Annotated in this window: 22 protein-coding genes and 1 pseudogene; all 23 read left to right on the top strand. The window is 61.6% G+C overall.

The genetic code is table 11. The features are described 5' to 3' along the window. The first annotated feature begins 133 nt into the window (after positions 1-133). The 23 genes and pseudogenes from cbiE to ACXX83_RS27495 all read left to right on the top strand — a co-directional run bounded on the left by cbiE (position 134) and on the right by ACXX83_RS27495 (position 21,298). Entirely contained in the window at positions 134-1,345 is a 1,212-nt protein-coding gene (gene cbiE, locus ACXX83_RS27605; protein WP_217837068.1) for a precorrin-6y C5,15-methyltransferase (decarboxylating) subunit CbiE, read from the top strand. Continuing rightward, on the top strand, positions 1,338-2,435 hold the full coding sequence (locus ACXX83_RS27600) for a cobalt-precorrin-5B (C(1))-methyltransferase (RefSeq protein ID WP_217837067.1): 1,098 nt from the start codon (positions 1,338-1,340) through the stop codon (positions 2,433-2,435). The genes cbiE and ACXX83_RS27600 overlap by 8 nt, the downstream gene beginning before the upstream one ends. After that, complete coding sequence (locus ACXX83_RS27595; protein WP_458550113.1) at positions 2,432-3,160, top strand: cobalt-precorrin-6A reductase; 729 nt, start codon at positions 2,432-2,434, stop codon at positions 3,158-3,160. The genes ACXX83_RS27600 and ACXX83_RS27595 overlap by 4 nt, the downstream gene beginning before the upstream one ends. 258 nt (positions 3,161-3,418) lie before the next feature. Then, positions 3,419-3,738, top strand: a pseudogene (locus ACXX83_RS27590) (addiction module antidote protein). 37 nt (positions 3,739-3,775) lie between these two features. After that, positions 3,776-4,174, top strand: coding sequence for a DUF2946 domain-containing protein (locus tag ACXX83_RS27585; protein WP_015093286.1), 399 nt, complete (start codon positions 3,776-3,778; stop codon positions 4,172-4,174). A 47-nt stretch (positions 4,175-4,221) separates the two neighbouring features. Further along, complete coding sequence (locus ACXX83_RS27580; RefSeq protein WP_458550112.1) at positions 4,222-4,701, top strand: copper chaperone PCu(A)C; 480 nt, start codon at positions 4,222-4,224, stop codon at positions 4,699-4,701. 21 nt (positions 4,702-4,722) lie between these two features. Then, positions 4,723-5,166, top strand: a complete 444-nt coding sequence (locus ACXX83_RS27575) for a DUF2946 domain-containing protein (RefSeq protein WP_458550111.1) — start codon at positions 4,723-4,725, stop codon at positions 5,164-5,166. Between the two features lie 239 nt (positions 5,167-5,405). After that, entirely contained in the window at positions 5,406-7,475 is a 2,070-nt protein-coding gene (locus ACXX83_RS27570) for a TonB-dependent copper receptor (protein ID WP_458550110.1), read from the top strand. A gap of 101 nt (positions 7,476-7,576) precedes the next feature. Beyond that, on the top strand, positions 7,577-8,956 hold the full coding sequence (locus ACXX83_RS27565) for a PepSY-associated TM helix domain-containing protein (RefSeq protein ID WP_458550109.1): 1,380 nt from the start codon (positions 7,577-7,579) through the stop codon (positions 8,954-8,956). A gap of 180 nt (positions 8,957-9,136) precedes the next feature. Beyond that, the gene (locus ACXX83_RS27560) at positions 9,137-9,925 is read left to right on the top strand and encodes an ABC transporter ATP-binding protein (RefSeq protein ID WP_458550108.1); all 789 of its coding nucleotides are present in this window, start codon (positions 9,137-9,139) and stop codon (positions 9,923-9,925) included. Then, a complete protein-coding gene (locus ACXX83_RS27555; protein WP_458550107.1) occupies positions 9,922-10,881 on the top strand; it encodes an ABC transporter substrate-binding protein in 960 nt (319 codons plus the stop codon). Before ACXX83_RS27560 ends, ACXX83_RS27555 begins: the two co-directional genes overlap by 4 nt. Further along, positions 10,878-11,888 carry a FecCD family ABC transporter permease gene (locus ACXX83_RS27550; protein WP_458550106.1) on the top strand — a complete coding sequence of 337 codons (1,011 nt, stop codon included), beginning with the start codon at positions 10,878-10,880 and terminating at the stop codon, positions 11,886-11,888. Before ACXX83_RS27555 ends, ACXX83_RS27550 begins: the two co-directional genes overlap by 4 nt. A 200-nt stretch (positions 11,889-12,088) precedes the next feature. Continuing rightward, entirely contained in the window at positions 12,089-12,511 is a 423-nt protein-coding gene (locus ACXX83_RS27545; protein WP_217837059.1) for a hypothetical protein, read from the top strand. Positions 12,512-12,739: 228 nt separating this feature from the next. Beyond that, positions 12,740-14,005 (top strand): urea ABC transporter substrate-binding protein, encoded by a 1,266-nt coding sequence (gene urtA, locus ACXX83_RS27540; RefSeq protein ID WP_458550105.1) that lies wholly within the window; start codon positions 12,740-12,742, stop codon positions 14,003-14,005. Between the two features lie 163 nt (positions 14,006-14,168). Beyond that, positions 14,169-15,671 (top strand): urea ABC transporter permease subunit UrtB, encoded by a 1,503-nt coding sequence (gene urtB / locus ACXX83_RS27535; RefSeq protein WP_458550104.1) that lies wholly within the window; start codon positions 14,169-14,171, stop codon positions 15,669-15,671. After that, complete coding sequence (urtC, locus tag ACXX83_RS27530) at positions 15,671-16,750, top strand: urea ABC transporter permease subunit UrtC (protein ID WP_102700441.1); 1,080 nt, start codon at positions 15,671-15,673, stop codon at positions 16,748-16,750. Before urtB ends, urtC begins: the two co-directional genes overlap by 1 nt. Further along, positions 16,747-17,616 (top strand): urea ABC transporter ATP-binding protein UrtD, encoded by an 870-nt coding sequence (gene urtD / locus ACXX83_RS27525; protein ID WP_458550103.1) that lies wholly within the window; start codon positions 16,747-16,749, stop codon positions 17,614-17,616. Before urtC ends, urtD begins: the two co-directional genes overlap by 4 nt. Positions 17,617-17,748: 132 nt before the next feature. Continuing rightward, positions 17,749-18,447 carry an urea ABC transporter ATP-binding subunit UrtE gene (gene urtE, locus ACXX83_RS27520; protein ID WP_458550102.1) on the top strand — a complete coding sequence of 233 codons (699 nt, stop codon included), beginning with the start codon at positions 17,749-17,751 and terminating at the stop codon, positions 18,445-18,447. Between the two features lie 165 nt (positions 18,448-18,612). Further along, positions 18,613-19,452, top strand: a complete 840-nt coding sequence (locus ACXX83_RS27515) for an urease accessory protein UreD (RefSeq protein WP_217837056.1) — start codon at positions 18,613-18,615, stop codon at positions 19,450-19,452. 155 nt (positions 19,453-19,607) lie between these two features. Continuing rightward, positions 19,608-19,910 (top strand): urease subunit gamma, encoded by a 303-nt coding sequence (locus tag ACXX83_RS27510; protein ID WP_015093271.1) that lies wholly within the window; start codon positions 19,608-19,610, stop codon positions 19,908-19,910. A 9-nt stretch (positions 19,911-19,919) separates the two neighbouring features. Continuing rightward, positions 19,920-20,453: a GNAT family N-acetyltransferase gene (locus ACXX83_RS27505; protein ID WP_015093270.1), complete on the top strand. Its 534-nt coding sequence runs from the start codon at positions 19,920-19,922 to the stop codon at positions 20,451-20,453. A gap of 6 nt (positions 20,454-20,459) precedes the next feature. Beyond that, positions 20,460-20,993, top strand: coding sequence for a GNAT family N-acetyltransferase (locus ACXX83_RS27500; protein ID WP_104451521.1), 534 nt, complete (start codon positions 20,460-20,462; stop codon positions 20,991-20,993). After that, positions 20,993-21,298: an urease subunit beta gene (locus tag ACXX83_RS27495; RefSeq protein ID WP_007979653.1), complete on the top strand. Its 306-nt coding sequence runs from the start codon at positions 20,993-20,995 to the stop codon at positions 21,296-21,298. The genes ACXX83_RS27500 and ACXX83_RS27495 overlap by 1 nt, the downstream gene beginning before the upstream one ends. The last annotated feature ends 81 nt before the right edge of the window (positions 21,299-21,379 follow it).

Genomic DNA, 21,379 nt, shown 5'->3' with positions numbered 1-21,379 from the left:
GTGTCATCACGGTCAAAAGCACGCCTTCACCCGATGACAACAGGCGAATGCCGCGCCGCGGTATGATGCGCAACCGCCAGCCCGGCACGGACCGGCTCCGTGATTTGGCTTCGATTGATAGATGAGGAACAGCATGACCCCCTGGCTGACAGTAGTAGGCATCGGAGAGGAAGGCTTCAAGGGGCTTGGAAAAAATGCCCGACATGCTCTGCTGAAGGCTTCGCGGATCATTGGCGGTCAACGACAACTGGATCTGCTGCCAGCCTGCATCCGTGGCGAACGGCAACTGTGGCCAAGTCCTTTTTCCCTTGAACCGATCCTGGCCAGACGTGGCGAGCCCGTCTGCGTCCTGGCCAGTGGCGATCCAATGTTCTATGGCGTCGGCGCCAGCCTTGCCCGACAACTCCCTGCCAGCGAAGTGCTGACGCTTCCAGCGCCCTCCTCCTGCTCACTGGCTGCAGCGCGAATGGGTTGGCCCTTGCAGGACGTGGTCACCCTCTCGGTGGTGGCCCGGCCGCTCGCCGCACTCAACGCCCACCTGTCCAGCGGCGTGCGCTTGCTGGTATTGAGCAACGACGGCCGCAGCCCCGCGGCCATCGCTGCACTGTTGCGCGAACGAGGCTTCGGCCCCAGCCGCCTCACCATCCTGGAACACCTTGGCGGTGAAAACGAGCGGCGTATCGACGGTATCGCCAGCGACTGGAACGCTCCGCTGATCGCCGACCTGAACCTGGTCGCCATCGAATGTGTCGCTGAACCGAATACACCTCGCCTGTCCCGACTGGCCGGACTGCCGGACTCCGCCTTCAGGCACGACGGCCAATTGACCAAGCGCGATGTGCGCGCCATCACCCTCGCACGTCTGGCCCCGGTCCCCGGCGAACTGTTGTGGGATGTCGGTGCCGGCAGTGGCTCGATCGGCATCGAATGGATGCGCACCCACCCCGGTTGTCGTGCACTGGCCATCGAGGCGGATGACGGCCGCCAGGCGTTGATCGAGCACAACCGCGATGCCCTCGGCGTTCCCGGTCTGCAACTGGTTCGCGGCAATGCGCCACAGGCCTTGGCCGGCCTGGAACGACCGGACGCGATTTTCATCGGTGGCGGTGTCACCCGTGAAGGCGTGCTGGATACGTGCTGGGCCGAACTCAAACCCGGTGGCCGGCTGATTGCCAACGCGGTCACCCTGCAAAGTGAAATGACCTTGATGACCTGGCGCGAGCAACACGGCGGAGAACTGACACGAATTCATATCGCGCAAGCACAACCGCTGGGCGACTTTGACACCTGGCGCCAGGCCCTGCCGATTACCTTGCTGGACGTGACGAAGCCTTTCGATGCGTGACGAAACCGCCGAACAACCCGCCCCGCTGCGCAGTGGCCTGACCACCGGCAGTTGCGCAACCGCTACCAGCCTCGCTGCCGCACGCTTGCTGTTGGCCGGTGTAACGGCCGATGCGGTGGAAATCATGCTGCCCAAAGGCAAGCACGTGCAGATGCGCCTGGAGTTCTGCCGCCTTACCGAGGACGGCGCCGAAGCGGGAACCCTCAAGGACGCCGGCGACGATCCCGACGTGACCCATGGCGCCCTGCTGTACTCGCAGGTGCGTCTGAGCGCCGAGCCGGGGATTCGCTTCCATGCCGGCCGCGGCGTCGGCACCGTGACCCGGCCCGGGCTGGTGCTGGGGGTCGGCGAACCGGCGATCAACCCGGTGCCACGCAAGATGATCGGCGATCACCTGGCTCGACTGGCCGACGAGCTCGGTTATGCCGGCGGTTTCGACGTTACGGTCAATGTCGAGAATGGCGAGGCACTGGCACTGAAAACCATGAACCCGCGCCTGGGCATTCTTGGCGGACTGTCGATCCTCGGCACCAGCGGCATCGTCCGACCGTTTTCATGCGCGGCCTACATCGCCTCGATCCATCAGGGCATCGACGTGGCGAAAACCAACGGATACCTGCACATCGCCGCCTGTACCGGCAACGCCAGCGAAGACACCATGCGCCAGGTCTACAACCTGCCGGAAATTGCCCTGATCGAAATGGGCGACTTCGTCGGTGCCGTACTCAAGCACCTGCGCAAAGTGCCCGTGGACAAGCTCAGCCTGTGCGGTGGTTTCGGCAAGATCAGCAAACTGGCAGCCGGGCATATGGATTTGCACAGTCGTCATTCGAGCATCGACCTGCCGCAACTGGCGCAATGGGCCGCACAGGTCGGTGCCGATACGGCATTGCAGCAAAGCATCCGCGAGGCCAACACCAGCCAGCAGGCACTGGCCATGGCCGCCGCAGCCGGGGTTGCCCTGGGCGACGCAGTCTGCCAGCACGCCCTGGATTTTGCCCGCAGCGTGGTGCCGGCACAGGTTCAGGTGGAAGTCTTTGCCATCGATCGCCAGGGCGGGATTGTCGGCCATGCAGGCGCGTTTCAATGAAGCGCATCCTGTTGCTCGGCGGTGTGACCGAAGCCCTGGCCATTGCCCGCACGCTGGGGCCGCAACACATCTATAGCCTGGCCGGTATCGGTCGGGTGCCGACGGATCTGCAATGTCAGATCCGCGTGGGAGGTTACGGCGGTGCCGAGGGTCTGGCGCAATTCATTCGCGATGAAGGTATCGAACTGCTGGTCGACGCCACTCACCCCTACGCCGCCCAAATCAGCCAGAACGCTGCGACCGCCGCGCGCTTGAGCGGTGTTCCCTGCTGGGCGCTGCGACGTCCGGCCTGGCAAGCCCGGGCGGGTGATGACTGGCGGGAAGTTGCCGATTGGGCCGAACTGATCGAAGCCCTGAAACCCTTCCGCCGACCGCTGTTCACCCTCGGCCGCGAGCCCCTGCAACACCTGGATGAAATTCCTGCGGAGCAATTCTGGACTCTGCGCGCGCTGGATATCTATCCGGGCAACGAGCGCTGCGAAGTGATAGGCGCACGGGGACCGTTCCTGATCGACGATGAACGCGCGTTGTTCGAACGTCGGCAGATCGACGTATTGATCAGCAAGAACAGTGGCAGCACGGCGACCGAGCCGAAGCTGGAAGTGGCGCGTGAGCGTGGGGTGCCGGTGATTGTTTTAAAGCGCGCCGAATTGCCAAGCGTGGAACGGGAGTTCGATTCGGTCGTAGACCTGTTGCGAGCGATGACAGAGCAGTTTTTAACCTGATTTTTGCGAACGCGTCAGGACGCCTTCGCGGGCAAGCCCGCTCCCACAGTGGACCTCACCGAACACAAGTCCAGGGCTATACAAAGAAACCCTGTGGGAGCGGGCTTGCCCGCGAAGGCGCCATCAGTGGCGACGCAAAGGTTGGAACCTACTAATCACTCAGACTTTACGTACAAATCTTTAAGGAACTACTGACTGACCGGCTCAGCAATCAAGTTACGCTTTCGTTTCATGTAAGCAATGTGTCCGAGAACCGAAATGACTGAACAGTTCACCCGTTTCGATGCCGTGCAGTTTCTCAAATCGCCGGATGAAATGGCCGCATATCTTAATGCCTGCTTTGAAGAAGATGTGGGCGATGGCCTCCTGATACGCGCAGCACTCAACGACATAACCCGTGCACGAGGCGCAACACAACTTGACCGTGACACCGGTACAGCTCGTGAGATTCTGAACAATGTTTAAGCGGTGCTGGCATTCTGGAATTCGCAGCTATGATGAAATCAATGAACGCAGCGCACTGCGACACCAAACCGCACACCGCGTTTTTACTTATCGGCCCTGATCAGGCTAAATAGCCCGTGCCTGATCGCCCACCCAAACGGATTTTGTCCCATGTCCCGACAACGGCTCGCAATTGCCTGGATAGCCTGCTTCGCAGTGCTGTTCAATTTGCTCGCCATGCCGATGTCCGGAGCGATGGCGCAAACGTCGAAGTCACCTGCCGAACAGTTGTTGTGGGGCAGCTTCTGCAGCGCCAGCGGCACCAGGATGGTGGCGATTTCCATCGGCGACCTTGAACAGAAAGCCCCGCAGAACGACGATCATTCCAATATGCAGCATTGCTGGTGCTGCTCGGGTTCTGCGCCATTGGTGGCGTTGCCGGGGCATTCGCCACAGCTGTATTTCGCGCACTTCGAATCCAACCGAAGCTTGCCTGCCACCTCGCTCGACAGCCCGTCACCACGCCAGCAATGGCCGAGCCTCAACCCCCGCGCTTCACCTCTGGTGTGATTTTTTCTCGCAATTGACCTGCGTTTAAATCGTTCCGGAGAACTGCCATGTTGAACAAACTCATCGTTCTGGCCGCGTTGCTGCTGCCTGCCTGCTTTGCCAATGCCCACGAATACAAGGTCGGCACGCTGGAAATCGCCCATCCGTGGTCTCAGGAGTTGCCACCCAATGCGCCCACCGTTGCGGCGTATTTCGTGATCGACAACGAAGGCATGACCGCCGACCGCCTGCTCAGCGTCGACACCCCCATTGCCGGCGAAGCGCAATTGCATGAGCACGTGATGCAAGGCGACATGATGAAAATGCAGCATGTACCGAGCGTGGAAGTGCCCGCCGGTGGCGAGGTCACTTTCGCACCGATGGCCTATCACGTGATGTTGCTGGGTCTGAAGGACCGCAGCCTGCTGGTTGACGGCAAGCGCTTCCCCATGACACTGCACTTCGAGAAAGCCGGTGACGTGACGGTCGAAGTCGCGGTGCAGAAGCAGGCGCCGGACGGCACGCAAGCGCACATGCACAATCCATAATCGCCTGAGCTGAAAACGCCCATGCGCTCGCTTAGCGCCAGGTCATCCAGGCCACGCAGTCAGGCATTGAGCCTGACACGCGGCAGCTGGATCAGCCTGTTCGCCATGCTGATGATCTTTATCGGTCCGCTGATTTCCCAGTCGATGCCGATGGATTCGCGCGCCATGTCGATGAGCATGCCTGCGGGTATGAGCATGGACATGTCGGCGATGGAGCATGCCGACCACGGCAAGCAAACCTCTGCCGAGCATTGCCCGCCTGCCCCGGGGCACCATGTGCTGTGGGAAAAGTGCGGCTATTGCAGCCTGCTGTTCAATTGCCCGGCGCTGACCGGCGGCGTGTCCTTCGCCAACTTCGTCATTGCACCCGTCAACACCTTCACCACACCCTCTCCGCGCCTGGGCCATGCCCGGCAAACCTTCTTCCCCGGCGCCCGCACCCGCGCCCCGCCTTCCGTCGCGTAAACACCCACCTCCGATCTCACACGGTCCGCAAGACAACCCAAGCAACCGGTGGGAGCGGGCTTGCCCGCGAAGAGGGAGTGTCAGTCAACGTTGATGTCGCCTGGCACACTGCTTTCGCGAGCAAGCCCGCTCCCACAGGGAAAGCTTCAGGCTGCCGGCCGTGTCGTTTACGACTGTTCGATGGAAATTTCATGTCCAGGTTTTCTGCTGACACACGCTTGAGCCCAGCTCAAGTCTCCATGGCCCAAAACGAATCCGGCATTCGTTTCAGGCACGCCACTGCGATTTTGTGCAGTGCATTGCTGGCGCCTTCCGCGCTGGCCGATGAACACGCCGGTCACACTGAAGAACTGAGCCCGACGGTGATTACCGCCGTTGCTCCCAGCTCGCCATTGACCATCGTCACCAACCCCAAGGACCCGCGCCAACCGGTGCCGGCCAGCGACGGCTCGGATTATCTGAAAACCATTCCCGGTTTCGCCCAGGTGCGCAACGGCGGCACCAACGGCGACCCGGTGCTGCGCGGCATGTTCGGCTCGCGGCTGAACATCCTCACCAACGGCGGCATGATGCTCGGCGCCTGTCCCGGGCGGATGGACGCGCCGACCTCCTACATTTCGCCGGGAACCTACGACAAGCTGACCGTGATCAAAGGCCCGCAAACCGTGCTCTGGGGACCGGGCGCTTCGGCCGGCACCATCCTGTTCGAGCGCGAACCGGAACACTTCGGCGAGCTAGGCACACGGGTCAACGCCAGCGTGCTGGCCGGCTCCAACGGGCGCTTCGACAAAGTGGTGGACACCGCTGCCGGCGGGCCACTGGGCTACGTGCGGGTAATCGGCAACACCGCACATGCAGACGACTACCAGGATGGCAACAACGACACCGTCCCATCGCGCTACGACAAATGGAACGGCGACGTCGCACTCGGCTGGACCCCGGATGCCGATACCCTGCTGGAGCTGACCGCCGGCAAGGGTGACGGTGAAGCGCGCTACGCCGGGCGCAGCATGGACGGTTCGCAGTTCCTGCGCGAAAGCCTCGGCCTGCGCTTCGAGAAATCCAACATCGGCGATGTACTGGATACGGTCGAGGCGCAGGTCTACTACAACTACGCCGACCACGTGATGGACAACTACACCCTGCGCACGCCGTCCGGCACCGGCATGATGGCCGGCCCCATGGCCTCCAACGTCGACCGCCGCACACTCGGCGCACGGATCAAGGCCACCTGGCGTTGGGCTGATGTGCAACTGATCAGCGGCATCGACGCACAGACCAACGAGCATCGCCAGCGCGGTGCCATGGGCGTCGACACCTACAAGGACCTGCCCTACACCAAGGATGCCGACTTCCATAACTACGGTGTGTTCGGCGAACTGACCTGGTACGCCGCCGACCGTGACCGCTTGATCAGCGGCGCACGCCTGGACCGCGCCTCGGCCAAGGATTATCGGCAGACCATCGGCTCGGGAATGATGACCCGCCCGAATCCGACCGCCGACGACACCCGCGCCGACACCCTGCCAAGCGGCTTCATCCGCTACGAGCATGACCTGGCCGACAGCCCGACCACCTTGTACGCGGGCCTCGGTCACACCCAGCGGTTCCCGGATTACTGGGAGCTGTTTTCACCCAAGTCCGGCCCCGCCGGTTCGGTGAATGCCTTCGACTCGATCAAACCGGAAAAAACCACCCAGCTCGATTTCGGCCTGCAATACAAGACCGAAACACTCGAAGCCTGGGCCTCGGGTTACGTCGGGCAGGTGCGCGATTACATCCTGTTCAACTACACCCCAACGATGATGGGCACGACCTCGCAAGCCGAGAACATCGACGCACGAATCATGGGCGGCGAACTGGGCGCCGCGTACAGCCTCACTGAACACTGGAAAGCCGACGCGGCCCTGGCCTACGCCTGGGGCAAGAACAGCAGCGATGGCTCTGCATTGCCGCAGATGCCGCCGCTGGATGCCCGTTTCGGTCTGACCTACAGCGAAGACAACTGGAGTGCCGGCGCACTGTGGAGAGTGGTCGCCGCACAAAACCGTATCGACCAGAACAAGGGCAACGTGGTCGGCAAGGACTTCGGCAAGACGCCGGGGTTCGGCGTGTTCTCCCTCAACGGTGCCTATCGGATCAACAGCAACTGGAAGGTCAGCAGCGGCGTCGACAACCTGTTCGGCAAGGCTTACGCCGAGCATTTGAACCTGGCAGGGAACGCCGGTTTCGGCTACCCGGCCAATGACCCGCAAGCCATCAAGGAGCCAGGGCGCACGCTCTGGACCAAGGTGGATATGAGCTTCTGACAACAAGATCAAAAGATCGCAGGCTTCGCCAGCTCCTACAGGGAATGCGTACTGCGATCTTTTAAAAAAAACAATTGATTCGCCAATGCGGAGCACACGTGATGAAACAGCCCAAAGTGAATTTCTACAACCTGGCCTGGCGCTGGCATTTCTATGCCGGATTGTTCGTTGCGCCATTCATGGTGATGCTGGCCCTGACCGGCACCATTTACCTGTTCAAGCCGCAACTCGATTCGCTGATGTACAGCAGCCTGCTCAACGTGCCGGCCGGTCATCACACTGTCCCGGCTGACGACCTGCTCAAGCGGGTAAAAGATGCGTATCCCCAGGCGACGATCAAACAGTACCTGCCACCGGTCAATGCCGAACGCAGCGCCCAGTTCGTCGTGATCAACGACGGCACCGAGCTGAACGTTTTTGTCGATCCGTACCACGGCGACATCCTCGGCGAGCAAGATGCCAAGAAGAACCTGCAAGCCATTGCGCGCGCGATTCACGGCGAGCTGATGATCGGCACCGTCGGCGATCGGCTGATCGAACTGGCCGCCGGTTGGGGTGTGGTGCTGGTAGTGTCCGGGGTATTCCTGTGGTGGCCGCGCGGTCAGGCCGCCGGCATTCTGTGGCCACGCCTGAGCAGTCGCGGGCGGGTGCTTTGGCGTGACTTGCATGCCGTCACCGGGTTCTGGGGCGCCTCCCTGCTGCTGGTGATGCTGCTCAGCGGCATGACGTGGACCGGCTTCTGGGGCCAGCAATACGCTGCCGTGTGGAATGTCTTTCCGGCGGCAATGTGGGACAACGTACCGAAGTCCGACGTCGAGGCGCGCAGCCTCAACAGCGCCACCCGCCAGACCGTGCCCTGGGCCATGGAAAACACGCCGATGCCAATGTCCGGTGACCACGCCGAACACATGGCCCACGATGGCGCGCAAGCCGGCCCGGCCGCACCGACCATCAGCCTGCAGGACGTGCAGAACATCGCCAACCAAAGCAAGGTCGAGCCGGGCTACAGCATCACCTTGCCAACGACCGCCACGGGTGTGTTCACCATCGCCGTGTTCGCCGATGACCCGCGCAATGACGCCACGTTGCACATCGACCAGTACACCGGCAAGGTCCTTGCCGATGTGCGTTTCGAGCACTACGGCGCCGTCGCCCGCGCCACGGAAATCGGCGTGATGCTGCACGAAGGCAAGATGTTCGGCACCCTCAATCAGATCATCGTTTTGCTGATCTGCCTGATGATCCTGCTCAGCGCGGTCAGCGGCGTGGTGATCTGGTGGAAGCGTCGTCCGCAAGGCAAGTTCGGCGTTCCTCCGCTGCGCCACGACCTGCCGAAATGGAAAACCGCCATGGTGATCATGTTCGCCCTCGCGGTGGCCTTCCCGTTGGTGGGCGCTTCGCTGGTGGTGGTGTGGGTGCTGGATCGTGTACTGCTGTCGCGTTTTACCCGGCAGACTGAGAACGCCTCATCTTCATCATGAAACAGCTGAGATGCGCGGGGCTCAAGGGGCTGTAAACTGCCCCGCGCGTCACCCTCTCGCATCAAGGGTGTCCTTTCGGGCCTCTTCGCGGGCAAGCCCGCTCCCACAGGATTTGCGCAATTGCTGTGGGAGCGGGCTTGCTCGCGAAGAGGCCATCAGCATCACCTCAAGAGCCACTGCATGACCTCGCTGAACCTCGCAAACATTTCCTGGACGCCCCTGGGCCACGGCCATTGCCACCATCAATTCCAGCTGCGTGATGCCTCCGTGCACGTGGCCGCGGGTGAGTTCGTCGGGTTGATCGGCCCCAACGGCAGTGGCAAGACCAGCCTGTTGCGTTGTGCCTGGCGCTTCAGTAAACCGGAGCACGGCGAGGTCAGGCTCGATCACCAGAATGTCTGGAAACAGTCTTCACGCTGGTGTGCGCAACGCATCGCCGTGGTCTTGCAGGAGTTCCCCGACGCCTTCGGCCTGACCGTCGAGGAAGTGGTCGCCATGGGCCGCACGCCGCACAAAGGCCTGTTCGATGGCGACTCGCTCGAGGACTCGACACTCATTCATCAGGCGCTGGAGTCCGTCGGCCTCAAGGGCTTCGATGACCATGAGTTCGCCACCCTCTCAGGCGGTGAAAAACAGCGGGTTATCCTCGCCCGAGCCCTGGCCCAGCAACCGCAACTGCTGATCCTCGACGAGCCGACCAACCACCTCGACCCACGCTATCAGCTTGAGCTGTTGAAGTTGGTCAAGCACCTGAACATCGGCACCCTGGCGAGCATCCACGACCTCAACCTGGCGGCGGCTTTTTGTGATCGGCTGTACGTGATCAACCATGGCCGCATCGTCGCCAGCGGCACGCCGCAAGAGGTACTCACCACCGCCCTGCTGCGCAATGTGTTTGGCGTCGAAGCGCTTATCGATGACCATCCGCTGCACGGCTACCCACGAATCACCTGGATAACCCAACCATGAATTTGCGTTCCCTGCTGCGCTCCGGCCTCTGCCTCGTGATGCTGTCGATCAGCGCCCAGGCCTTGGCCGAAGCCACCCATTACCCGCTGACAGTCAAAAGCTGCAACCGCGAAGTGACCTTCACGCAAGCACCGCAACATGCCCTCAGCCACGACATCAACATGACCCAGATGATGCTCGCCCTCGGCCTCAAACCACGAATGGCCGGCTACAGCGGCGTCAGTGGCTGGAAGGCCGTGACACCCGACATGCAGTCGCTGCTCGACGGTCTGCCGGAACTGGCGGCCAAGTACCCGTCGGTGGAAACCCTGCTCGATGCCAACGTCGATTTCCTCTTCGCCGGCTGGGACTACGGCATGCGCGTGGGCGGCGATCTCACTCCGCAAACCCTGCAGCCGCTGGGCATCAATGTGTATGAGCTGAGCGAATCCTGCGCCTTCGTGATGAAGCGCCCACCGGCCAGCCTCGAAGACACCTACAACGACCTGCGCAACCTCGGCAGGATCTTCGACGTGCAGGACCGCGCCAACGCCCTGGTCGCCCACATGCAGGCGCAAGTGGCGGACATTCGCAAAACCCTGCCCGCGCAAAGACCGCGGGTCTTCCTGTACGACAGCGGCGAAGACCGGGCCATGACCTCAGGTCGCCTGGGCATGCCGCAAGCACTGATCGACGCCGCTGGCGGGCGCAACATCCTGGAGGATGTCGAGGCAAGCTGGACCCGGGTCAACTGGGAAAGCGTGGTCGAACACAATCCACAGGTGATCGTGATCGTCGACTACAGCGAAATCACTGCCGAACAGAAGATTCAGTTCCTGCTGGCCAACAAGGCCCTGCAATCGGTGGACGCGATCAAGCACCGGCGCTTCATCGTCATCCCGTACGTGCAGGCCACGCCGGGCATCGATAACGTGCTGGCGGTCGCCACCCTGGCCAAGGGCTTCCACAGCGAATGATCAACCGTCGCTACGCCCTGTTGCTGATTGCCCTCGGTGCGCTGTTGCTGGTGTCGTGCGTGGTGTCCCTGGGTTTCGGCCCGGCGCGGGTACCGCTGGACGTGGTGTGGCGCATTCTGTTGCACAAACTGTTCGGCTTCGGTGTGCCGCACTGGAGCCCCGGGCAGGAACATATCGTCTGGCTGATCCGTGTCCCGCGCATGCTGCTCGGCGCACTCGTGGGCGCCGGGCTGGCTTTGATCGGCGCCGTGCTGCAAGCGGTGACGCGCAATCCGCTGGCTGACCCGCATTTACTCGGCGTCACCTCCGGCGCGACGTTGGGCGCGGTGATCGTGGTGTTGCATGTCGGAGAAATCGTTGGCCTGCTGACCTTGCCGGTCGCAGCCTTCATCGGTGCATTGCTGAGCATGCTGGTGGTGCTGATGATCGCCAGCCGCCACGGTCGCCTCGACAGTGATCGCCTGTTGCTGTGCGGCGTGGCGGTGTCGTTCGTGATGATGGCGATCGCCAATTTGTTGCTGTTCCTGGGCGACCATCGAGCCAGTTCGGCGGTGATGTTCTGGATGCTCGGCGGACTCGGGCTGGCGCGCTGGGAATTGCTGGCGGTACCGACCGCCAGTGTGTTGTTCGGGCTGGTTTTGCTGCTGGGCATGGCGCGACCGTTGAATGCGCTGATGGCCGGTGAGCAGACGGCGGTGACCCTGGGCCTGAATGCGCGCACCGTGCGCCTGCGGGTATTTCTGATTGCATCGCTGATGACCGGGGTGCTGGTGTCGATCAGCGGCTCGATCGGTTTTGTCGGACTGATGGTGCCGCACATCGCACGGCGTCTGGTCGGGGCTGAACACCGAAGGGTGCTGCCGGTGTGCGTGTTGCTCGGCAGCGTGTTTCTGGTCTGGGTCGACGTCGCCGCCCGGACGATGATCGCGCCCGAAGACTTGCCTATCGGGGTGGCCACGGCGGCGATTGGCGGGTTGTTCTTCATCGGCTTGATGCGACGTCGTTAACGTCATGTTTAATTAAAACAAACTTCAAAACTGCATGCATGCCTGGAAAAACCTCGTATTGGGTTAGCACTTAACAAATCCATTACCACGCTCATACTCCGCTCCCGCGAGTTGAATAATAAAAACACTCGCGCACTTCAATGATGATTATTCCTACACCTTAATCGTCACAACTCTTACAAGAGCGGAAAGAGCTAACCATGTTCAAAAAACTCATCATATCCATCGCACTTGTTTCAACGCCTGCATGGGCAGCCAAGCCACCCTTTACTGGCGTTGACTACAGCGGCCGATATCAATGCACCGGGATGGACAGCCATATCGGTGCGTTTGAAGGAGTTGTCGACATGAAACTCAATGCCGAACAAAGCACCGGCGAACATGGCGCCTACGGTTTTACCCTGACGCTCCTCGACAACTCCCGGTATGACGGGTTTGCCGCCGCCAACTTGAATTCCCTGGCGATTTACTTTGCCCATACGGATCCGTCGCATAAGGACTACGGTGTCGGAATAGCGAACATCGCTTCCACGCCTGACGGAAAAACTTCATTCACCAAGTACTACTACGGACCGGAGTACGAAGGTGGCGGACATGGTTTTGAAACCTGCATCAAAAGCTGAGTTGATGCGCCGCTCCCACAATTGATCGATGCTGCCCGCCCCAATCTGGCGCAACGCTTCGCACCAATACGCCTGCAGCGATCCTTCATGGTGCGCCATCAAACCGCCCAACCGCTCTAAAACGCCATTCCCGTACCTTTCCCCGACCGGGCACAGCCCTTGCTAAAGACCCTTCAGTAGTCCGCATCTGCCAACCAAGAAAACTCATAAGTTCATGGAGATCGCACAATGAAGCGTCGCAGTTTGATCAAGGCTTTCACTCTCTCGGCATCCATTGCCGCAATGGGCATGACCTGGACCGTCCAGGCCGCCGAGACCATCAAGGTCGGTATTCTGCATTCGTTGTCCGGGACCATGGCGATCTCCGAAACGTCGTTGAAAGACATGGCGCTGATGACCATCGACGAGATCAACGCCAAGGGCGGCGTGAACGGCAAGATGCTGGAACCGGTGGTGGTCGACCCGGCGTCGAACTGGCCGCTGTTCGCCGAAAAGGGTCGTCAGTTGCTGACCCAGGACAAGGTCGCCGTGGTGTTCGGCTGCTGGACTTCGGTGTCGCGCAAATCGGTACTGCCGGTGTTCGAAGAGCTCAATGGCCTGCTGTTCTACCCGGTGCAGTACGAAGGCGAAGAAATGTCGCCGAACGTGTTCTACACCGGCGCCGCGCCGAACCAGCAGGCGATCCCCGCCGTTGAATACCTGATGAGCGAAGAAGGCGGCAGCGCCAAACGCTACTTCCTGCTCGGCACCGACTACGTCTACCCGCGCACCACCAACAAGATCCTGCGCTCGTTCCTGCATTCCAAAGGTGTGGCCGACAAGGACATCGAAGAGGTCTACACCCCCTTCGGTCACAGCGACTACCAGACCATCGTCGCCAATATCAAGAAGTTCTCGGCGGGCGGCAAGACCGCCGTCATCTCCACCGTCAACGGCGACTCCAACGTGCCGTTCTACAAAGAACTGGCCAACCAGGGCCTGAAAGCCACCGACGTTCCGGTCGTGGCGTTCTCGGTCGGCGAAGAAGAACTGCGCGGCATCGACACCAAGCCACTGGTGGGCAACCTCGCCGCGTGGAACTACTTCGAATCGGTCGAGAACCCGGTGAACAAGAAGTTCGTCGAAGACTGGAAAGCCTACGCCAAGAAACACAACCTGCCGGGCGCCGACAAAGCGGTGACCAACGACCCGATGGAAGCCACCTATGTCGGCATCCACATGTGGGCGCAAGCCGCCGAAAAAGCCAAATCCACCGAGGTCGACAAAGTCCGCGAAGCCCTGGCCGGCCAGACCTTTGCTGCGCCGTCCGGTTACACGCTGACCATGGACAAGACCAATCACCACCTGCACAAGCCGGTGATGATCGGTGAGATCCAGTCTGACGGTCAGTTCAACGTGGTGTGGCAGACCGAAGGACCGATCCGCGCCCAACCGTGGAGCCCGTTCATCCAGGGCAACGACAAGAAGCCGGAGTATGCGGTGAAGAGCAACTAAAGCCATTGGGTGTCGGGGCCGAACATGGAGTTCAGACCCGACACGATTCCTGTGGGAGCGGGCTTGCTCGCGAAGACGGCGGCACATCCAACAACTATGTGACAGACACACCGCTTTCGCGAGCAAGCCCGCTCCCACATTTAGTCCGCGCAAGGCCAAGCATATGCCCACTGCCCTCTACCGCTTCCTCCTCGCCATCGCACTCTTGCTGCCGATGGCCACCCACGCCGGCGACGCCGAAGACTTCGTCGCCGCCAATCCCGTGCAGCAAGCCAAACTTCTGGAAGCCTGGGCCGCGCAGCCCGATCCGGCCCGTATCGAGTTGATCGATGCCCTGCAACAAGGCGAACTGACCATCGACGGGCAACCGAAAACCCTGCGCCTGAACAACCGCCTGCGGGGTCTGATCGACTCGGCCCTGGCCAGCCATCAGTTGCTCGCCGCCGACGCCAAAATCCGTCTGGCCGCCGCGCAGCAATTGCAGAAGAGTGCCAAACCGGCGCAGTTGAAATTTCTCGACCGGCAACTGGCGGGTGAAACGGATGAAGGCGTCCACGCAGCCCTCAGCCTGGCCCTGGCCAATCTGCAACTGGTCGACGGCGATCCGGCCGTGCGCCTCGCTGCCGTGCGCCTGCTCGGCGAAACCGGCGATCCGCTGGCCCGCACCCGCCTCGAAAGCCTGCTGGAGCCGGGCGTTGAAACCGATGCGATGGTGCGCACCGCCGCTGAAACCAGCCTCGCCCAGGTCAAGCGCAAACTGCTGGTCGGCGAGATGCTGGGCCAGGCGTTCAGCGGCATGTCCCTCGGTTCGATCCTGCTGCTCGCGGCACTGGGCCTTGCGATCACCTTCGGCCTGCTTGGCGTGATCAACATGGCTCACGGCGAGATGCTGATGCTCGGCGCCTACTCGACCTATGTGGTGCAACTGATGTTCCAGCGCTTCGCCCCGCAGGCCATCGAGTTCTATCCGCTGATCGCGCTACCCGTGGCATTTTTCGTCACCGCCGCCATCGGCATGGCGCTGGAGCGCACGGTGATTCGCCACCTTTATGGCCGACCACTGGAAACCCTGCTCGCCACCTGGGGCATCAGCCTGATGCTGATTCAGCTTGTTCGGTTGCTGTTCGGCGCGCAGAACGTCGAAGTGGCCAACCCGGCCTGGCTGTCGGGCGGGATTCAGGTGCTGCCCAATCTCGTGCTGCCCTACAACCGCATCGTCATCATTGCCTTTGCGCTGTTTGTGGTGGTGCTGACCTGGCTGCTGCTGAACAAGACACGCCTGGGCCTGAACGTGCGAGCGGTCACCCAGAATCGCAACATGGCCGCCTGCTGCGGCGTGCCCACCGGGCGCGTCGACATGCTCGCCTTCGGTCTCGGCTCGGGCATCGCCGGCCTCGGTGGCGTGGCCCTGAGCCAGATCGGCAACGTCGGCCCGGACCTCGGCCAGAGCTACATCATCGACTCGTTCCTGGTGGTGGTGCTCGGTGGCGTCGGCCAGTTGGCCGGTAGCGTGCTGGCGGCATTCGGCTTAGGGATAGCCAACAAGATTCTCGAACCGCAGATCGGTGCGGTGCTCGGCAAGATCCTCATCCTCGCGCTGATCATTCTGTTCATCCAGAAACGTCCGCAAGGCCTCTTCGCACTCAAAGGACGGGTGATCGACTGATGAACCAGCCCCTGCTCGTTACCGCGACCCAAAAAGCCGGCCCCAAAGTCTCGATTGCCATCGGCGCAGTGATCCTCATTGTGTTGCTGGCGTTACCGCTGCTGTCGTTGTTACCGGTGGATAGCACGCTGCATGTTTCAGCCTATACGCTGACGTTGGTGGGCAAGATTCTCTGCTACGCCATCGTCGCCCTGGCGCTCGATCTGGTCTGGGGCTACGCCGGCCTGCTGTCCCTGGGGCACGGCCTGTTCTTCGCCCTCGGCGGCTATGCCATGGGCATGTACCTGATGCGCCAGGCTTCGGGCGATGGCTTGCCGGCGTTCATGACGTTCCTGTCGTGGACTGAAATGCCGTGGTTCTGGACCGGCACCAGCAGCTTCCTCTGGACCCTGTGCCTGGTGGTATTGGCGCCGGGGTTGCTGGCGCTGGTGTTCGGTTTCTTCGCCTTCCGTTCGCGGATCAAGGGCGTGTATTTCTCGATCATGACCCAGGCCCTGACCTTCGCTGGCATGTTGCTGTTCTTCCGCAACGAAACCGGTTTTGGCGGCAACAACGGCTTCACCAACTTCCGCACCATTCTCGGCTTTGGCATCACCGAACCGGGCACCCGCGCGGTGCTGTTTTTCGCCACGGTGCTGTTGCTGGTGGCGAGCCTGTACATCGGCTGGCGCCTGGCGCAAAGCAAGTTCGGGCGGGTGCTGACCGCACTGCGCGATGCGGAGAACCGCCTGATGTTCTGCGGCTACGATCCGCGCGGGTTCAAGTTGTTTGTCTGGGTGTTGAGCGCGGTGTTGTGTGGTCTGGCCGGTGCGCTGTACGTGCCACAAGTCGGCATCATCAACCCGAGTGAAATGTCGCCAACCAACTCGATCGAAGCCGCCGTATGGGTCGCCCTCGGCGGTCGTGGCACCTTGATCGGTCCGTTGCTCGGCGCCGGTGTGGTCAACGGCATGAAGAGCTGGTTCACCGTGGCATTCCCCGAGTACTGGCTGTTCTTCCTCGGCGCGCTGTTCATCGTCGTGACCCTGTACCTGCCCAAAGGCGTGATCGGTTTGCTGAAGAAAAGAGGTGAATCATGAGAATCACGGCAACCGCTGAATTCATGCTCGAACCGGCGTTTTTCCCCGTAGAACCCAACAAGGACGCCGGTAGCAGCCGCGACGCCATCGGTCTCGGCCAGCGCGCCGGCAAAGGCCTGAATACACGCCACGGCACCATCCTGACCCTGGAAGACATCAGCGTCAGCTTCGACGGCTTCAAGGCGCTGAACGATTTGAACCTGTACATCGGCGTCGGCGAACTGCGCTGCATCATCGGCCCCAATGGCGCAGGCAAGACCACGCTGATGGACGTGATCACCGGCAAGACCCGCCCCAGCCACGGCAAAGCCTGGTTCGGCGAAACCCTGGACCTGACGCAGATGGGCGAAGTGCAGATCGCCCAGGCCGGCATCGGGCGCAAGTTCCAGAAGCCGACGGTGTTCGAAGCCTTGAGCGTGTTCGAGAACCTGGAACTGGCGCAGAAAACCGACAAGTCGGTGTGGGCCAGCTTGCGGGCGCGCTTGAGCGGCGAGCAGAAAGACCGCATCGACGAAGTGCTGGATACCATTCGCTTGACCAGTTCGGTCAATCGCCCGGCCGGCCTGCTGTCCCACGGCCAGAAGCAGTTCCTCGAGATCGGCATGCTGCTGATGCAGGACCCGCAATTGCTGCTGCTCGATGAACCGGTGGCGGGCATGACCGACGCCGAAACCGAATTCACCGCCGAGCTGTTCAAGCGCCTGGCCGGCAAGCATTCGCTGATGGTGGTGGAACACGACATGGGCTTCGTCGGCTCGATTGCCGACCACGTCACCGTGTTGCATCAGGGCAGCGTGCTGGCCGAGGGCTCACTGGAGCAGGTGCAGGACAACGAACGGGTGATCGAGGTGTATCTCGGTCGATAGACCTGCAAACACATACCAATGTGGGAGCGGGCTTGCTCGCGAAAGCAGTGTGTCCGTCGATGCAAATGTTGAATGTCAGTCCGCATTCGCGAGCAAGCCCGCTCCCACAGGGGAATTGAGGAGTATTTGAGAATGCTACAAGTCGAAAAACTGCACCAATACTACGGCGGAAGCCACATCCTGCGCGGCCTGACGTTTGACGTGAAAATCGGTGAGGTCACCTGTCTGCTCGGGCGCAACGGCGTGGGCAAGACCACCCTGCTCAAATGCCTGATGGGCCTGCTGCCGGCCAGGGAAGGCGCGGTGAACTGGGAGGGCAACCCCATCACTGCGTTCAAGCCGCACCAGCGCGTGCATGCCGGCATTGCCTACGTACCCCAGGGCCGGGAGATCTTCGGCCGCCTCACCGTGGAAGAGAACCTGCTGATGGGGCTGTCGCGGTTTCCCGGCAGCGAAGCCAGGGAAGTCCCGGCGTTTATCTACGAGCTGTTCCCGGTGCTGTTGCAAATGAAGCAGCGGCGCGGCGGCGATCTGTCCGGCGGCCAGCAACAGCAACTGGCCATCGGCCGCGCGCTGGCCAGCCGCCCTCGCCTGCTGATCCTCGACGAGCCCACCGAAGGCATCCAGCCGTCGGTGATCAAGGAGATCGGTGCCGTGATCAAAAAACTCGCGGCCCGGGGCGACATGGCCATTCTGCTGGTGGAGCAGTTCTACGATTTCGCCGCCGAACTGGCTGACCAATACCTGGTGATGTCCCGGGGCGAGATCGTGCAACAGGGCCGTGGAGAAAACATGGAAGCGGAAGGCGTACGCGGGCTCGTTACCATCTGAGCCGTCACCGTCCGCCTTTATTGACAGGGCACCAATTTGTCGCGCCAAAGCTTCGGTTTCGCACGCTATTGGTGCGTCGCAACACTCAACAGCCTCATCCTGCCTGCAATGTCTGGCGGCACAGCCTTTGCAAACATCCTGATGACCTCTCGACAAGCATTGACTATGACTCTTCCAGCTTCAGGCGTTTTGTTCACCCCCAGTTGGCACGCCGAACTGGAACTGGGCTACGCCCGATTCGACAACACCACGCGCCCGGTCCAGCGCCGGCACAAAGGCCCGCTACGGGTACAAAAGCACCTGTATGCCGAAGGGCCGGAAGTCTGCCAGCACATCATCGTCCACCCACCCGGCGGAATTGCCGGCGGCGATCGACTGGATATTTCTGCCAGCGTCGAGGGCAATGCCTGGGCGCAAATCACCAGCCCCGGCGCGGCCAAGTGGTATCGCGCTGCCGGCCCGGCCTTTCAGCAATTGAAGTTGAAGGCGGCGGCCGGTGCGACACTGGAATGGCTGCCCCAGGAGACGATCATTTTCAGTGCGGCCCAGGCTGAACTCAGCACCGCCATCGACCTTGAAGGCGATGCGCGTCTGTTCTACTGGGACGTCGTGGCCCTGGGCCGTCCGGCCAGTGGCGAGCGCTTCGACCTCGGGCATTTCCAGGCACGCCTGGATGTGCGCCGCGACGGCCAGTTGCTCTGGCATGAACGTCAGCGCATTGTCGGAGCGGACGGTTTACTTGATTCGCCCATCGGGCTCGACGGGCAGCCGGTGTTTGCCACGTTGTTGGTGACGGGTGAGATCGATAGCGAACTGCTGGAGTCCTGCCGCTCGCTGCCCAACGACGTGCGCGGGGATTTGACCCAGTTGCCGGGGTTACTGGTTGCACGGTGCCTGGCGAGTGAGGCGTTGTTGGCGCGGGGATGGTTGATTGAACTTTGGAAGTTGTTACGCCCCGCCCTTCTGGGTCGCGAGGCCGTATCACCCAGAATATGGAGCACCTGAAATGCGATCGAATGTGGGAGCGGGCTTGCTCGCGAATGTGGTGGGCCAGTCAGCATTGATGTTGAATGACACTCCGCATTCGCGAGCAAGCCCGCTCCCACAGGGTTTGTACTCACAGATCCGAACTTTTTAATCTGCCCAGATGGATGTCTACGATGGACCTGACCCCACGCGAAAAAGACAAGCTGCTGATCTTCACCGCGGGCCTGGTGGCCGAGCGGCGTTTGGCGCGCGGCGTGAAACTCAATTACCCGGAAACCATGGCCTATATCTCCGCGGCTCTGCTCGAAGGCGCCCGTGACGGCCAGACCGTGGCCGATCTGATGCACCTGGGCACCACCCTGCTGACTCGCGAACAAGTGATGGAAGGCATCCCGGAAATGATCCCGGAAATCCAGGTCGAGGCCACCTTTCCCGATGGCACCAAACTGGTCACCGTCCACCAACCCATCGCCTGAGGTCGCGCCATGACTTACCGCATCCGCGATGCCGTGCATGCCGACTTGCCGGCCATCTGTGACATCTACAACGACGCCGTGCTCAACACCACGGCGATCTGGAATGAACAGGCGGTCGACCTCGGCAACCGCCAGGCCTGGTTCAGCGCCCGGCAATCCCAGGCTTACCCGATTCTGGTGATCGTCGATGGTGAAAACTCTGTACTGGGCTATGCCTCATTCGGTGACTGGCGACCTTTCGATGGTTTCCGCCACACCGTCGAGCACTCGGTCTACGTGCGCAGCGACCAGCGCGGCAACGGCCTCGGCCCACAACTGATGGAAGCGCTGGTCGAGCGCGCCAAAGGCTGCGGCAAGCACGTGATGGTCGCCGCCATCGAAAGCGGTAACGCCGCGTCCATTCGTTTGCATGAGCGCATCGGCTTCATCACCACCGGGCAAATGCCTCAGGTCGGCACCAAATTCGGCCGCTGGCTGGATCTGACGTTCATGCAACTGACCCTCAACCCCGGCGCGCAGCCGCCAGGCATCAACCAGGAGTAATACCCGATGAACGCCGCCCAACTGCGACGCGTCAACGTTGAAAGCTTTGCGCACTATCGTCAGGGCCTGATCGACCTGCTGCTCGACGCCGTCGGCTACGGGGCCAGTGTCGGCTTCATGGCCGGCCTCGATGCGACCCAGGCACACGCCTATTTCGATGAGGTCCAGGACAACCTGAACAAGGGCAATCTGTTGCTGTGGGTGGTGGTCAAGGACGAACAGGTGCAGGCCAGCGTGCAGTTGGGCTTGTGCCAGAAAGCCAACGGCCTCAACCGCGCCGAAGTGCAAAAGCTGCTGGTGCGCGAACATGCCCGGCGTCGCGGTCTGGGCCAGCAACTGATGAGCGCGCTGGAGGCGGCCGCCCTGCAGCACAAGCGCGGCATGCTGTACCTCGACACCGAGGCCGGTTCGCCCGCCGAAGCCTTCTACCAATCGCTGGGCTATACCCGCGCCGGTGAAATTCCCGACTACGCCTGCGACCCGAGCGGCCGCTACAAACCGACCGCCCTTTATTACAAGATTCTCCAAGGAGCCCATTGATGATTCCCGGTGAATACCAGATCCAGCCCGGTGACATCGAACTCAACGTCGGCCGCCGCACGATCAGCCTGAAGGTGGCCAACAGTGGTGACCGGCCGATCCAGGTCGGTTCGCATTATCACTTTTTCGAGACCAACGACGCCCTGGCGTTCGACCGTGCCGCCAGTCGTGGCATGCGCCTGAATATCCCGGCCGGCACGGCGGTGCGTTTCGAACCGGGGCAGAGTCGCGAGGTGGAGTTGGTGGATCTGGCGGGGCATCGTCGGGTGTTCGGGTTTGCCGGCAGGATCATGGGCGATCTCTGATTGATGCGATGTCTGCACCGGCCCCTTCGCGAGCAAGCCCGCTCCCACATTCGACCGAGTTCCTCCGGTTGGAATGCGGGC

It is taken from the genome of Pseudomonas sp. GNP012 (assembly GCF_054343835.1).
The sequence above is the reverse complement of the archived record's forward strand: the minus strand, read 5'-3'. Positions and strand labels throughout refer to the sequence as shown.